The 13382-nt window shown below is 44.2% G+C and carries 16 protein-coding genes; 4 read left to right on the plus strand and 12 right to left on the minus strand.

Going from position 1 to position 13382, the window contains the following annotated elements; all coding sequences use genetic code 11:
- The 10 genes from OCU50_RS10225 to OCU50_RS10270 all read right to left on the minus strand — a co-directional run bounded on the left by OCU50_RS10225 (position 1) and on the right by OCU50_RS10270 (position 8800).
- Positions 1–1092 (minus strand): flagellar basal body P-ring protein FlgI, encoded by a 1092-nt coding sequence (locus OCU50_RS10225; RefSeq protein WP_060467285.1) that lies wholly within the window; start codon positions 1090–1092, stop codon positions 1–3.
- 94 nt (positions 1093–1186) lie between these two features.
- The gene (gene flgH / locus OCU50_RS10230; protein ID WP_060467284.1) at positions 1187–1963 is read right to left on the minus strand and encodes a flagellar basal body L-ring protein FlgH; all 777 of its coding nucleotides are present in this window, start codon (positions 1961–1963) and stop codon (positions 1187–1189) included.
- 103 nt (positions 1964–2066) lie between these two features.
- Positions 2067–2855 carry a flagellar basal-body rod protein FlgG gene (flgG, locus tag OCU50_RS10235; protein ID WP_004739713.1) on the minus strand — a complete coding sequence of 263 codons (789 nt, stop codon included), beginning with the start codon at positions 2853–2855 and terminating at the stop codon, positions 2067–2069.
- Positions 2856–2876: 21 nt separating this feature from the next.
- Positions 2877–3626: a flagellar basal-body rod protein FlgF gene (gene flgF / locus OCU50_RS10240; protein WP_009848571.1), complete on the minus strand. Its 750-nt coding sequence runs from the start codon at positions 3624–3626 to the stop codon at positions 2877–2879.
- Between the two features lie 254 nt (positions 3627–3880).
- Positions 3881–5185 (minus strand): flagellar hook protein FlgE, encoded by a 1305-nt coding sequence (flgE, locus tag OCU50_RS10245; RefSeq protein ID WP_060467283.1) that lies wholly within the window; start codon positions 5183–5185, stop codon positions 3881–3883.
- 49 nt (positions 5186–5234) lie between these two features.
- Complete coding sequence (gene flgD, locus OCU50_RS10250) at positions 5235–5948, minus strand: flagellar hook assembly protein FlgD (protein ID WP_017056853.1); 714 nt, start codon at positions 5946–5948, stop codon at positions 5235–5237.
- A gap of 17 nt (positions 5949–5965) precedes the next feature.
- A complete protein-coding gene (gene flgC / locus OCU50_RS10255; RefSeq protein ID WP_017056852.1) occupies positions 5966–6379 on the minus strand; it encodes a flagellar basal body rod protein FlgC in 414 nt (137 codons plus the stop codon).
- A 4-nt stretch (positions 6380–6383) separates the two neighbouring features.
- Positions 6384–6779, minus strand: a complete 396-nt coding sequence (gene flgB / locus OCU50_RS10260) for a flagellar basal body rod protein FlgB (RefSeq protein WP_017056851.1) — start codon at positions 6777–6779, stop codon at positions 6384–6386.
- A gap of 255 nt (positions 6780–7034) precedes the next feature.
- On the minus strand, positions 7035–7862 hold the full coding sequence (locus OCU50_RS10265) for a protein-glutamate O-methyltransferase (RefSeq protein ID WP_060467282.1): 828 nt from the start codon (positions 7860–7862) through the stop codon (positions 7035–7037).
- Positions 7863–7873: 11 nt separating this feature from the next.
- Positions 7874–8800, minus strand: a complete 927-nt coding sequence (locus OCU50_RS10270; RefSeq protein WP_017056849.1) for a chemotaxis protein CheV — start codon at positions 8798–8800, stop codon at positions 7874–7876.
- A 78-nt stretch (positions 8801–8878) separates the two neighbouring features.
- On the opposite strand from OCU50_RS10270, the gene flgA reads away from it, so the two are divergent.
- The 3 genes from flgA to OCU50_RS10285 all read left to right on the plus strand — a co-directional run bounded on the left by flgA (position 8879) and on the right by OCU50_RS10285 (position 10624).
- Entirely contained in the window at positions 8879–9625 is a 747-nt protein-coding gene (gene flgA, locus OCU50_RS10275; protein WP_060467281.1) for a flagellar basal body P-ring formation chaperone FlgA, read from the plus strand.
- Between the two features lie 181 nt (positions 9626–9806).
- Complete coding sequence (flgM, locus tag OCU50_RS10280) at positions 9807–10124, plus strand: flagellar biosynthesis anti-sigma factor FlgM (RefSeq protein ID WP_060467280.1); 318 nt, start codon at positions 9807–9809, stop codon at positions 10122–10124.
- Between the two features lie 74 nt (positions 10125–10198).
- Positions 10199–10624, plus strand: coding sequence for a flagella synthesis protein FlgN (locus OCU50_RS10285; RefSeq protein ID WP_046224995.1), 426 nt, complete (start codon positions 10199–10201; stop codon positions 10622–10624).
- A gap of 311 nt (positions 10625–10935) precedes the next feature.
- Here OCU50_RS10285 and flgP read toward each other — a convergent pair whose 3' ends face one another.
- Both flgP and OCU50_RS10295 read right to left on the minus strand, forming a co-directional pair.
- Entirely contained in the window at positions 10936–11367 is a 432-nt protein-coding gene (gene flgP / locus OCU50_RS10290) for a flagellar assembly lipoprotein FlgP (RefSeq protein ID WP_017056845.1), read from the minus strand.
- Positions 11368–11376: 9 nt separating this feature from the next.
- Entirely contained in the window at positions 11377–12012 is a 636-nt protein-coding gene (locus OCU50_RS10295; protein ID WP_029627050.1) for a FlgO family outer membrane protein, read from the minus strand.
- A 191-nt stretch (positions 12013–12203) separates the two neighbouring features.
- Here OCU50_RS10295 and OCU50_RS10300 point away from each other — a divergent pair, with 191 nt between their 5' ends.
- Positions 12204–13337, plus strand: coding sequence for a flagellar assembly protein FlgT (locus tag OCU50_RS10300; RefSeq protein WP_060467277.1), 1134 nt, complete (start codon positions 12204–12206; stop codon positions 13335–13337).
- The last annotated feature ends 45 nt before the right edge of the window (positions 13338–13382 follow it).

Genomic DNA, 13382 nt, shown 5'->3' on the forward strand with positions numbered 1-13382 from the left:
TTAGATAATGATCAATTGGCCTTCAATTGCACCGGCTTGTTTCAGTGCTTGAAGGATTGCCATTAAATCAGAAGGCGCTGCGCCCACTTCGTTGACGGCTCGAACCAAATCATCCAGCGTTAGACCCGGTTCAAACTTGAACATCTTGCCATCGGCTTCGGTGACTTCGATATCAGAATCAGGAACCACTACCGTTTGGCCACCAGAGAATGCATTCGGTTGGCTTACGTTGAGATTTTCTTTGATTGCAACCGTCATACCACCGTGTGTGACCGCCGCCGCTCTTAGACGAACGTGCTTACCAACCACAATGGTACCGGTGCGAGAGTTAACGATGATTTTTGCAGAGCCTTCTGCAGGGTCGAATTCGATGTTTTCGATAGCCGATAAGAACGCCACACGTTGGCTGATTTCACGTGGTGCGCGAACTTTTACTGAAGTCGCGTCTACCGCTGAAGCCATTTGTGGACCTAAGAAATTATTAACCGCATCAGCTAAACGCTGAGCCGTTGTGAAATCGGATTGGATTAGATTAAAAGTGATGTAGTCGCCACGGCCAAATGGTGTTGGGATCTCTTGCTCAACTGTCGCACCGCTAGAGATAATACCAACGTTAGGATTGTTACCGACAAGCTTTGAACCGTCGTTACCTTGTGCACTGAAGCCACTGACCACCAAGTTACCTTGCGCTACCGCATACACTTGGCCATCAAGACCTTTTAGGAAGGTTTGTAGCAAGGTACCGCCACGTAAGCTTTTTGCCGAACCGATAGAAGAAACCGTTACGTCAACTTCCTGACCTTGCTTAGAGAAGGCTGGCAGTTCAGCAGTAACAATAACAGCCGCTACGTTTTTGGTTTTTGGCTTAGTGCCGGGCGGCAATTGGATGCCAAAATTTTGCAGCATCGCGTTAAACGTTTGATCGGTAAAGGGAGTTGTCTCACCTGTACCCGGCAAACCCGTGACCAGACCATAACCGACAAGTTGGTTACTACGAACACCCGCCACTTTTGCCACGTCTTTAATACGCGCAGCATGGGCACTGGTGGCAAGAAATAGCATGCCGAATAGTACGAGCGTTAGTTTTTTCATTGAGTAACCTGTCTGTATTGCTTTAATTTAGAATAGCTTAGCTAAATATGGCTCAGTGATAGAGGCTGTCAGTAAGCCGACATCCTCTCAAGCTCTACAGTGATACATTAAAGAATCGTGCCAAGAATCCAGGCTCTTGCATATCTTTTTGTACGCCGGTCCCTGAGTACTGAATTCGTGCGTTAGAAACCCGGTTTGAAGCGATGGTATTTTCGAAGTCAATATCATCAGGACGGATGGTGCCGCTTAAGCGAATGTACTCATCACCCGTGTTCAGTGTCATCCACTTTTCGCCACGAACCACTAGGTTGCCATTGGCTAATACTTCGATAACTTCAACGGTAATGTAACCGCTGATGCTGTTACTTTGGTTGGCTGATGCATCACCTGCAAAGGTGTTGGTGTTACTCAAATCGTAAGAAAAATTGTACTTATCGATAGCTAACTCTTGGCCGCCAACAGCCAGAGGTTCCATCGATGCATCGTTCGACTTAGACATGTCAGCATTGGCTTTTTTGGTCGCTCGCGTATTTTCATCTAACGCCACAGTAATAATATCGCCAATACCACGAGGCTTTGAATCATCATACATGCTGCCAATATGGTTAATATTGAACAAAGATCCCGTTGCCGCTGCGTAATGTTCTGGTTTTTGCTTTGGATTAATCGGTGCCCATGCAGGGTCACCAGCAACAGGATCGGTTCGACCACGAAGCGTATCGATAATGCCTGAACTCTCTTGAGTCGACTTATCGCCTTCCACCGCATCAACTACAGTGGTCGCGTTTTCTTCTGCCGGTGTTTCAATTGGAGCCAGCATGGTACAGCCCGTCATGGATACAAACAGAGCTAAACAAAAAATACGTTTCATGGCGATATACTCTTAGTTGGCCGCTGTAAATTGTTGGCCGTTGTAAATAGTAGGTCGTGACACACGTCAATGAGTGCGAAACAAGTCAGCGACAAATAACCAATTACAGCTGTTGGTTAACAAAGCTCATCATCTTGTCTACCGACGAGATAACTTTCGAGTTCATTTCGTAAACACGTTGAGCTTCGATCATATTCACTAGCTCTTCGGTTACGTTTACGTTCGATGTTTCTAGCATCGACTGGCGGATATTACCTAGGCCATCAAAGCCCGGAACACCTTCTTGTGGGTCGCCACTTGCGCCCGTTGGTAAGTAAAGGTTTTGACCGACTGGCTCTAAACCACCGGGGTTTACGAAGTCAGTAATGGTGATTTGGCCAACTACGACGTTGTTTTGCTCACCACGTAAACGAACCGACACTTCACCATCGTTGCCAACTGTCACCGAGATCGCGTCTTCAGGAATCACGATTTCTGGTTGCAGCGGGTAGCCTTGACCCGATGTCACGATTGCGCCGTCACCGTTCAGTGTGAACTGACCATTACGGCTGTAACCTGTCTCACCGTCTGGCATTTCAACTTGGAAGAAGCCGTCGCCTTCAATCATCATATCTAGGCTGTTCGATGTCGTTTGCGCATTACCGTGAGTGTGAACTTTTTGAGTTGCTACTACCTTAGAACCGGCACCCAACATCAAACCACTTGGCAGCTCAGTGTTCTGTGACGATTGGCCACCCGGTTGGTTGATGTTCTGATAAAACAGATCTTCAAATACCGCGCGGCTCTTTTTAAAACCAATGGTCGAGGCGTTGGCAAGGTTGTTCGAAATCGTTGAGATATTGGTTTGTTGGGCGTCTAAACCTGTTTTACTTACCCATAATGCTGGATGCATAGCAAATTCCTTTAAATTCTATTAGCTCATACGAAGCAGTGAATCAGACGACTTGTCCATTTCCTCTGCCGTACTCATCATCTTGACCTGCATTTCAAACTGACGCTGTAAGTCAATCAAACTGGTCATTTCACCGACAGCATTTACGTTACTGCCTTCGATAGCACCTTTTAGCAACGTTACCGCTGCATCCGCTTCGTATGCCTGATCTGGGTTTTTCGAACGGAATAGACCATTCGTATCTTTAAACAAACTTTGGTTATCTGGACGTACAAGTTTAATACGATCAACTACGGCCAATTCTTCAGCTGGAGCGCCTTGAGGAATGACTGAGATCGTACCATCTGTACCAATTTCTACTTTACTGATTGGGATGGGCAGCGTGATTGGTGCGTCGTTTTCACCAAGCACTAAATGGCCACTTGCGTTGGTTAGCAAACCGTTTTGGTCAACCCGTAGGTTACCGTTACGTGTTAAACCTTCACGGCCAGTGTTGTCCATCACTGAAATCCAACCATCACCTTGAATGGTGACGTCTAGATCTCGGCCAGTGGTGACCACGCTACCTTGCGCGAAATTATGACCCGGGCGCTCTGTCATGCTGAAAACACGAGTAGGCATGCCTTCGCCATACGCTTGCATTGAACGAGCTTGTGCTAAATCAGCACGGAAACCCGTGGTACTTACGTTGGCAAGGTTGTTTGAACGCAACTGCAAAGCTTGCATATTTTGCTTGGCGCCACTCATGGCAAGAAACAGGGCACGATCCATAATTTTGCTCCAAAAATCATCTTCTGGGACTAATAAAGCAAACTCTGTGCCAGTATTTTTACTTGTTATTTATCAGCAATTTAGAAATAAAACAAACAAAGAAGGTGAGTGTTAAAGGGCCACTCAGGAAGAATTGTTGCCAGTGGCACTACCGGGCGGCAATAGGAGTGGCAAATAGTAAGGCAAGCAACAATACCCAATTTAATAACATTAAATTGGGTATTCTCAGATAACTTAGACTCTATAAAAAACGATTAACGAATTTGCAGAATATTTTGCTGTAGTTGGTTATGTACTTCTAGAGAACGAGAGTTCGCTTGGAAGTTACGTTGAGCAGAAATCAGGTCAACTAACTCTTGCGTCATGTCGATATTCGATTGCTCTAGCGAGCCGTTGTTAATCCCACCAAATGAACCTTTATTCGATTCACCCCAGATTTTATCACCAGAGTTGTTAGTAGAATCCCACTGAGTACCGCCTTTCTTATCTAGACCTTGCTCATTAGGTACACGAACCAGACCTACACGGCCAAGCATCACGTTTTCACCATTTGAGTAAGTACCTAAAACACTGCCGTACTCATCGAAATCGATTTTGGTTAAGAAACCTGTTGTCGCGCCATCTTCATCAAACTTAGTCAATTCAAACGGTGCAGCAAACTGAGTTGAAGAATCGAGACCGAACTTAAGTACTTGCGTTGGATCGGCACCGTTTAAATCAACAGGGTTCGCACCAGCACCTAATGGATCAGAATTAATTGGCTGACCATTGTTCAGGCTTGCTAACGTACCGTCATTGTTGAACTTCATTGTATGGCCAACATGACCTTGTGCATTCGTCGCATCACCACCTGTAATGTTCACCGGCTTTTCGCCGTTCTCATCTGACATGGTGTAGTACGTCTGCCAAGTGTTTGGTTGAGTCTGATCTTTGAGGTAGTAAGTCGTTAACTTGTAAGACTGACCCATAGAATCGTATACCGTCGAAGATGTCGCACGGTTATAGGTGTCCGCATCTTCGAAGTTAAATGCAGCCGGATCTTTAAGATCACCATTTGCAGGCAGGTTAACCCCTACTTCAATGTTTTCTGTCTGTTTTGGCTTACCAAACTCAGCAGGAATGTCGAGAGGCTTTGGCGCGTAAGAAAGAACTTCACCCGAATTAGGATCGACATCATAACCCAAAAGAAACTCATCATTAGCTGTGACCATGTAGTTGTCTTTGTTTAGGTGAAATGCACCATTACGCGTTAGTTCATTGATCTCTGGTACCATGCGGTCTTTCGATACGGCAAAGAAACCTGTACCACTGATACGCAAATCCATTGGGTTATTCGTATAAATACTTGAACCTTCATGGAACTGTTGCGCCACTTGGTTAGCTTGCGCACCACCGCCTGCCGCCGTTTTTGCGTTAGTGAACAACGAGTTTGAATATACATCACCAAACTCAGCACGAGACTCTTTAAAGCCAAATGTGTTTGAGTTCGCAATGTTGTTACTGGTTGTATTCAGGTCTAATTGTGCAGCGGACAGACCGCTTAAAGCTACATATGACATTCCAATATTCTCCTAATCTATCTAGCTAGCATAGTCACTTTGCAAAAAGCTACGCTTTACCAACTTCTAGTACTTCAGCAAGTCGTACTGGCGATGTGAAACCAGCCAGATTGAGTAGTACGTTGCCATCACCCTTACCAAGAAGCACACTGTTCACGTTCGCATAACTCGACACTTGGAACTCTGTACTCTCGCCATCCAATAAACCCGACGCTTTCACGTTGTACTTACCGGCCGGCAATGGGTTACCGTCTTCGTCTTTTCCGTCCCATTCAACACGTGTATCACCTGATGGTTTAGAGCCGATATCAAAAGTGCGAACCAATTGGCCTACTTCGTTCTCAACACGGACCATTACATTGTCCATTGCCTGAGGAAGTTTAACCATTGCCGCCATACCGCCATCACCGGGTTTCACACCTGCCGCACCAGGAACCAATACATCACGGCCAACCAAAGAGGATGCCTGCAGTGCTTGGTTAGAGGTCATTGATGAATTCAAGCTTTCAAACTGTGTATTCATTTTGCCAATGCCATCTACGGTCGCAAATGAAGCCATTTGCGCAATCATCTGGTCATTGCTAACCGGCTTGAAAGGGTCTTGTTGTGCTAGTTGCTTAGTCAACAAAGATAAGAAATCTTCTTGTTTAAGATCCTGCTTACCTGTTGTTTCATCGGGCTTCTTAGCGCCATCTTGAAGACTCTTCAGCTGGTCAACATAGGACAAGCCGCTTTGACCAACATTGTTGTTGATTCCAGCCATGTGCTACCTCCTTATCCTTATTGACCCATCTGCAGCGTACGCAGCAGCATTTGTTTACTCGAGTCAGCAACCTGTACGTTTGTTTGGTACGCACGTGATGCCGAAATCATGTTCGCCATTTCTTCCATAACGTTCACGTTAGGCTTGTAAATATAGCCCTCGTTATTCGCTAATGGGTGATCCGGGTTGTACTCCGCGCTCAGCGGCTTATCGCTTTCCACAATACCTAATACTTTCACAGGCACAGTATGACCACTGTTACGTGCTTTATTTAACTCAGCGCCGAACACGGCGTGACGAGCTTTGTAAGTTTCTTTAGCAGAACTACTTACACTATCTGCGTTCGCCAGGTTGCTCGAGGTCGTATTTAGACGAACAGATTCAGCACTCATCGCAGAACCAGTCACATTGAATACATTAAATAAGCTCATCTAATTATTCCCCTTTAATCGCTTTCGTTAAATTCTTGAACTTACTTCCTAGGAAGTCGAGAGAGGCTTGATGCCTAATTTGGTTTTGCATGAAAAGGTTTCTTTCCAAATCCAAATCAACCGTATTGCCATCTCCTGTATCAGGTTGGGTAGGAATTCGATACTTCGTTTCCCCGTTCACCGTTGTTGAGGCAGAAATGTGCCGACCATCTGTGCGGCTAAGACCAATGCTTGCCCCAGAACTTGCCGCTTGCAGTGATTTCTCAAAGTCTAATCCCTTTGCCTTATACCCAGGCGTGTTGGCTTGCGCGATATTGGTGGAAAGCACCTCAGCGTTACGCTCACGTACACCAACTGTATGCTGGTGAATGCCTAAAGCATTGTCAAAAGAAATAGCCATGTAAACCTCAACTCAAGAACTGACTGTTATGAAGTAACCAAAGCAATATATATACCAACTTTTAAAACAAAGTGGTCTATCAATACTTTTACCGATTACTCGTGGGTGAACCTGCAATATACAAGCCAAAAAATAGAGTAAATTGGAATGTCACTCTGACTTAAAGATATAGGTTAAGCAGGAAAAAGAAAACCCAGCACTTGGCTGGGTTTTGAAATTAAACAGTAACGCCGCACCTTATTCTGGTGCCAACCATTACTTTAATTTGTAGATGATGCCTGGATTACAACGAACCATTTCAAAACGATCCGTTAAGCCTGTTAACGATTCAGACGCCCCCAATAACAGGTAACCACCAGGGTTCAGGCTGTTTGCCATCTGGTTAAGTACCTTTGACTTCATTTCAGGCGAGAAGTAAATCAACACGTTACGACAAAAAATAATGTCGAACTTGCCTAACAATGCATAGCTTTCCATTAAATTTTGAGGACGGAAGTTCACCATACGCTTTACGTTATCTTTCACTTTCATACGGCCATCGCCCGCATCTTCAAAGAAGGTACGGCGACGTTCAGGAGAAAGGCCCCGACCTAACGCCAAATTGTCATATGCGCCTGTACGACACATATCCAACATACTTGCTGATATATCCGTTCCCGTGATCGATACGTTCGGCAGCATACCTGGCCTACGAGCTTGAGTTTCAAGAATCGTCATAGCCATTGAGTATGCTTCTTGGCCTGAAGAACTGGCCGCTGACCAAATCTTAATAGGACGTTTATTTGCCGCTATTTCCGGTAGAAGTTTATCCGCAAGCACAGCAAACGGGTAAGTATCACGGAACCAAAGTGTCTCGTTTGTCGTCATGGCATCAACTGCAGCCACACGCAGTTCACGGTTTCGACCTGTTACTACGTCCTTCAATAAATCAGATAACGAAGCCAAATTAAACTTCGCTACTAATGGGCTTAGACGACTGCGCACCAAATACTGTTTGCTGTCACCTAATACAATGCCACATTGAGATTCTAAGAAACGGCTGAAATCGCGATACTCTTGATCACTTATTGTTATAGCAGTCATTAATGTCTCTTTTAGTTAGTTAACGCAGCTTTAACTGCTGCACCAAGCTCATCAGGATTGAATTTAGCGATGAAAGAGTTAGCCCCCACGCGCTCAACCATAGCTTGGTTAAATACACCACTCAATGAAGAGTGTAAAATTACGTATAGATCTTTAAGTTCAGCGTGACGTCGAATCTCGGCGGTTAGCGTATAGCCATCCATCTCTGGCATTTCAATATCAGAAATAACCAATGAGATTTGATCGTAAATACTGCCTTCTGATGACATCTGTACCAGCTTCTCATAGGCTTCTTTACCATCTTTCACTGAGACAACTTCAAAGCCAATCGACTCAATCGCACGTTGAACTTGCTTACGAGCCACCGTTGAATCATCAGCAATCAAGATACGGCGAACTAATGGTTTCTCTTGCTCTACTTTCGCAATATCTTCAGCAATTTTACTGTCCATTGTTTCATCAACAGGCGAAATTTCCGCAAGGATCTTTTCAACATCAAGAATCTCTACCAATTCATTATCAATATTGGTTACCGCGGTCAAGTAGTTTGCTCTACCCGCCCCATCCGGCGGCGGAAGAATTGATTCCCAATGCATATTAATAATGCGCTCTACTGAGCTGACCAAGAAACCCTGAATGGTTCGGTTAAACTCAGAGATAACCACAAAACACTTTTCAACATCCGTTGTAGGACGGCCACCAGTCGCTAAGCTCAAATCGATAACAGAGATCGTCTGGCCACGAATGTGCGCTACACCTTTAACTAGTGGGTTTAAGTTTGGCATCTTTGTCAGCTTAGGGCATTGAAGCACTTCTTTTACTTTAAAGACATTAATGCCGTAACGCTGACGCCCCATTAGGCGAAAGGTTAGTAATTCTAATCGGTTTTGACCGACGAGTTGCGTACGCTGATTCACTGAATCAAGAATACCCGTCATGAGCTCATCTCCATATCAAACTTTTTTGGATAAAAAAGTGTTAGTCTACTGCAAGCTACGAACTACTAGAGAAACAGAATGACGAATCGTAAAACAAATCTGCCTGCTTTTTCCATAGCAATGTGTAGAGCTACTTTTAAAACTGTCGTTAAGTTTATCGGCATTTTATCAATATTGTTTAGTTTTTTTATACAAGCTGCGACTCCAGAACAAATTGAAATGATTCAGTCTGCGGCAGAGCAACACATCCTTGATACCGTTGAGCAACCACAAGGTGGCGAACTCTTTGTAAATTCAGCAAATGTTGACTCAAGAATCAAAGCAACAGACTGCCCTATCCCACTTGAAACCAGCGCCTCGACGACAACCAATACCCGCAGCAGTATTACGGTTTTAGTGCAATGCATCCCTGATGAGTGGCGAGTTTATGTCCCGGTACGTATTTCGATGTCAGTACCACTCGTCACCACTACTCGTTTAATCGCAAGAGGTGAAATCGTCGGCCAATACGATGTCACCACAGCCATGATTTCCCTAAACAAATTTCGTCGTCAAGGCTTTACACTTCCAGAGCAAGTCATCGGGGCGAAAGTGAAAAAGAACTTACGCCCAGGCGATGTTGTCGAAAGAGGCGATGTCTGTGTCGTCTGCCGAAACGAGAAGGTTATCATACAGGCAGTAAAAGGTGGCATGACCATTACCACCAAAGGTACAGCATTGACCGATGGTTCGATGGGCGATCAAGTAAGAGTGAAAAATGATAAATCACAGCGTATAATTGAAGGTATTGTTACCAGCATGTCTGAAGTCACAGTTTATTTTTAACTCTTTACTTCTAAAGTGACGGTATCGTTAGCTAATTTTACTCTCAACACTTAACGCCAAATATAACGGCTGTGGTGTGACGTCCCTTTTCGACTATTGAGCTAAAAATTTGCTAAAGTATTCGAACCCTTGGTCGATATTGACTGTACAGGTTCCCATTTTTGAAGAAAAAGGCTTAACGATGGCAGGTATTGATAATATACGTTCAGGGCATACCCTAACGACCACTAACCGATCAGCAGCGCGCTCTGATTCTAGCCCTCAAACATCTCATTCTGATGTTGCAGCTAAATCTCCAGCAAGCAAAGACGCGGTTTCTCTGAGCCAACAAAGCAAAGCGATGGGTCAACTGCACCAAGACATGGCCACACAGCCTAGCTTTGATACAGCAAAAGTAGCAGCGATTAAAGAAGCGATTACAAACGGTTCATATACGGTCGATCCAGAGAAGTTGGCTGATAATATGATCAAGTTTGAGAACGAATTAAAAGACCTTTGATAGATGACTCCATACGAAGTCATCTTTACTTAAAGATTTTACTTTTTACCAAAGAAGTTCAGCAGGTTTAAATTATGGCGGCACTCGCAGACTTAGTTAATTTCCAACTTCAAAATGCCAAAGCCTTATCTGATCTTTTAAGTTCGGAAAAAACTGCTATCACCAGCAGAAAATCAAATGATATTGAACGAATAGCTCAAGAAAAAGTTGTCCTTGTCGAACAACTAAGATCAACCGATCAACGAATCTCTGCCCATACTAATGTCTCAGAACTGACCGAGAATCCTGAACTTGCTCAAATAGTCGCAACCATCAAGTCCATAGTGCACGACTGCCATCAAGCAAACCTGGTTAATGGCGAAGCCCTGAACCGAGCACAGCTTAGCTTTAAAAAACTCAGCAATATGATGCAACAAAGCCACGGAAAGGTTGGCATGACGTACAACGCTGGTGGCCAAACTCACACCATCTCTACCCTGGGAACCAACATAAAAGCTTAGTTAGGCTAACCCTCTTCGTAACAACCCCCCTTCTTGCTTGTATCTGTATCTGTATCTGTATCTGTATCTGTATCTGTATCTGTATCTGTATCTGTATCTGTATCTGTATCTCAGCCTATTCTTCTCGCTCGACCCGTCAAGCTTTCATAGAACCTGTAAATGCGTCCAATAAATCTACAAACAAAAAAGCGGCAAGTATTTTCATACTTGCCGCCCTGTTTTCGTACCTGTTACTGGTTGCCGTTACGCCATCTGGAAAGCGAGTGACAGCCAATACAACTGGATAATCTTATAACTAGATGATGCTTGAGTTAGAACAACGTTTGTTGTCTTTTCTGAGGCACTGCTTGAACTTCACCGTAATTACGTAACTGTTCCATCTTTCGGATATCTAGCTGAAGCTCAGTAACATAACTATCACCGACTGGGTAACTGCGGACCACTTCTGCGCCACGGATTACACCATCAACAGCACCAGAAGTTCTCTCGGTGCCAAGACGTTGATCTTCAAGCTCAGCTCTACCACTCACCCGCATACCATAGACTTGTTCAGCAAGCTCACGGTAAGCATCAATTTTAGAAGCTCTCATCGCTCGGATACGTTTTTCTTCGTCATTACGTCCTTTTTGCTCACTGATACTAGCGTAGCCAACAGCAACTAGAAAATCATTTGGCCTCATGTTTTGTAATGGTTGACAACCAACAAGCAATAAAGCGACGACAACAAATATTAACTTCTTCATCACGAACTCCTAAGGGCGAAGAATAACAGTATAAGGCTGAGTCATCGTTGGATCAGAACGAATGATGACACCATCTTGAGTTCGAATACTATTCAGAGTATCTAGGTCACGACCGATACGATCCGCTGGTAAGAAACCTTGAGCAGAAGCAACAACGATACGAGTTTGCATGCCAACCACACGAGCATTCACAAGCACACCGCCTTCTTGGCGAAGCATAGTACCCGTCAAAACGTACTGGACATCTTGCTCTTGAGCTAGGTCTTTCCAGTCACGACTTAAAGAGAAGTCGCCCTGCTGAGTCACCTGAATTGAGCCTGTGGTTTTGAAATCAACGACTTTGAAGCCACGACGCTGAAATTGATGAATAAAGCCTTCTGAAACTGAGTTACCTAACCAGTTTGTTGTGTCCATATGTTGTAGGTCAACAAACGACGTAATGGCAATCGGTGTTCTTGCTGAAATACTCGTATTCGAAATGATCAAATCTTCAGTCATACTTTCTACGAAGAAATCCATGGTATGACGAGGGCTAGCCATCAACATAAACTGACTGCCTGAATACTCAGACTTGCCGTTATATATAGGCGAATAAGCGCATGATGTCATCAACATGACACTCATTACTACGAGCCATTTTTTCATTCTCTTATCTCCAGATGTTTATAGTGCTTACTGTGCCAATATCTTCTCACCATTATTTTTTCAATGGATTACAATGTTGGAACAGTCTTTGCTTTTCAGTAATGGTTCAGATTAAGAAAAACACACTTAAGTCAGCTTCAAGCTTATAGTTATTTGTTAAGCAATATTTATACCCAACTGGTAACGAATAGATGAAAAAAATAATTTCTTACTTATTTTCAATAAGTTTATTAGTCACAATAAACTTCAATGTTCATGCCTCTTGGTATGAAGTTACCGGTACTGCCGCCATCGTATCGTCAGAAGAGACCGCAAGGATTCACGCTCTGGAAGACGCGGTCTATAAAGCCGTGCAGTTCTCAGGAGCCGATATAGGCAGCATTTCCAACCTCACTCCCTACTTAGACGCAAAGAAAAAAGAGTTCCAGTTTACCAATCACGAAGTACGCTACATCTTGGTTGAAAAAGAGAAATCACGCGGTGGCAATTTAATGATCACTGCAAAGATCGACATCTACCCTTCGGCAAATGCTTGCCATGAGAGCCAATATAAGAAGACATTCTTGGTCGGTAATATAGATGTGACTTCCCCTCAACAGGCCGTGATGGGCAGGATCTATAACCTCGGAGATGATTTCGGCCATGTCGTTGACCGTCAACTCGCGCAAGAGTCTCGCAGCTTTGTTTCTGTAGGCACGACCGACTACGACATCGATAAACGTCGACCTGAAGTCATTAAGATGATCGCTCAAGACACTGGCGCACAATACATTATTGGCGGCGATATTACCGACTTAACCGCAACCGTCGAATCTAAGTTATTGAAAGATGACGTTATCAATCGCCAGTTTGCATTAGAAATGCAGGTATTCGATGGCAAAACAGGCCATCAAGTATATAACCGTAGCTATCGTGAAGTAGCAAAGTGGCCATTCGCTAAGACCAGTGAAGTCGATACCCGTAGTGCGCGTTTCTGGGCATCCACCTACGGCACTATGATGCTTCGTGTCAGCCGCAACATTATGTTGGACTTGGAGTCTGAAGTATCATGCAAGATCACCCTTCCAGAAGTTGCCGCTGTATTTGGTAACACCGTGACCATCGATTTAGGTCGACTGCATGGCGTACAACGAGGTGACAAACTACAACTGTGGCATACAGGTTCGTTTATCGACCAACGAGGCTTACCACGTAATAAAGTATCTCAAAGTGATATCACTCTGACAGTTTCTCGCGTCTACGAAAATGAAGCGGAACTCACTATTGATCAGCCAAGCCTTGCAGGAAGCATTCAGATTGGTGATGTGATGCAAAAAATCATGTAGTTAGCGAAACGTTCGCTTCATCGTTTTTCATAAAGCCTTAGCAAA

Origin of the sequence: Vibrio toranzoniae, assembly GCF_024347655.1 — a bacterium.
Lineage (GTDB): Bacteria > Pseudomonadota > Gammaproteobacteria > Enterobacterales > Vibrionaceae > Vibrio > Vibrio toranzoniae.

What these genes read in the sequence shown, in the direction of transcription:
- OCU50_RS10225 (WP_060467285.1), bottom strand. Translation starts at nt 1,092, where the DNA reads ATGAAAAAACTAACGCTCGTACTATTCGGCATGCTATTTCTTGCCACC.
- flgH (WP_060467284.1), bottom strand. Translation starts at nt 1,963, where the DNA reads ATGAAACGTATTTTTTGTTTAGCTCTGTTTGTATCCATGACGGGCTGT.
- flgG (WP_004739713.1), bottom strand. Translation starts at nt 2,855, where the DNA reads ATGCATCCAGCATTATGGGTAAGTAAAACAGGTTTAGACGCCCAACAA.
- flgF (WP_009848571.1), bottom strand. Translation starts at nt 3,626, where the DNA reads ATGGATCGTGCCCTGTTTCTTGCCATGAGTGGCGCCAAGCAAAATATG.
- flgE (WP_060467283.1), bottom strand. Translation starts at nt 5,185, where the DNA reads ATGTCATATGTAGCTTTAAGCGGTCTGTCCGCTGCACAATTAGACCTG.
- flgD (WP_017056853.1), bottom strand. Translation starts at nt 5,948, where the DNA reads ATGGCTGGAATCAACAACAATGTTGGTCAAAGCGGCTTGTCCTATGTT.
- flgC (WP_017056852.1), bottom strand. Translation starts at nt 6,379, where the DNA reads ATGAGCTTATTTAATGTATTCAATGTGACTGGTTCTGCGATGAGTGCT.
- flgB (WP_017056851.1), bottom strand. Translation starts at nt 6,779, where the DNA reads ATGGCTATTTCTTTTGACAATGCTTTAGGCATTCACCAGCATACAGTT.
- OCU50_RS10265 (WP_060467282.1), bottom strand. Translation starts at nt 7,862, where the DNA reads ATGACTGCTATAACAATAAGTGATCAAGAGTATCGCGATTTCAGCCGT.
- OCU50_RS10270 (WP_017056849.1), bottom strand. Translation starts at nt 8,800, where the DNA reads ATGACGGGTATTCTTGATTCAGTGAATCAGCGTACGCAACTCGTCGGT.
- flgA (WP_060467281.1), top strand. Translation starts at nt 8,879, where the DNA reads ATGACGAATCGTAAAACAAATCTGCCTGCTTTTTCCATAGCAATGTGT.
- flgM (WP_060467280.1), top strand. Translation starts at nt 9,807, where the DNA reads ATGGCAGGTATTGATAATATACGTTCAGGGCATACCCTAACGACCACT.
- OCU50_RS10285 (WP_046224995.1), top strand. Translation starts at nt 10,199, where the DNA reads ATGGCGGCACTCGCAGACTTAGTTAATTTCCAACTTCAAAATGCCAAA.
- flgP (WP_017056845.1), bottom strand. Translation starts at nt 11,367, where the DNA reads ATGAAGAAGTTAATATTTGTTGTCGTCGCTTTATTGCTTGTTGGTTGT.
- OCU50_RS10295 (WP_029627050.1), bottom strand. Translation starts at nt 12,012, where the DNA reads ATGAAAAAATGGCTCGTAGTAATGAGTGTCATGTTGATGACATCATGC.
- OCU50_RS10300 (WP_060467277.1), top strand. Translation starts at nt 12,204, where the DNA reads ATGAAAAAAATAATTTCTTACTTATTTTCAATAAGTTTATTAGTCACA.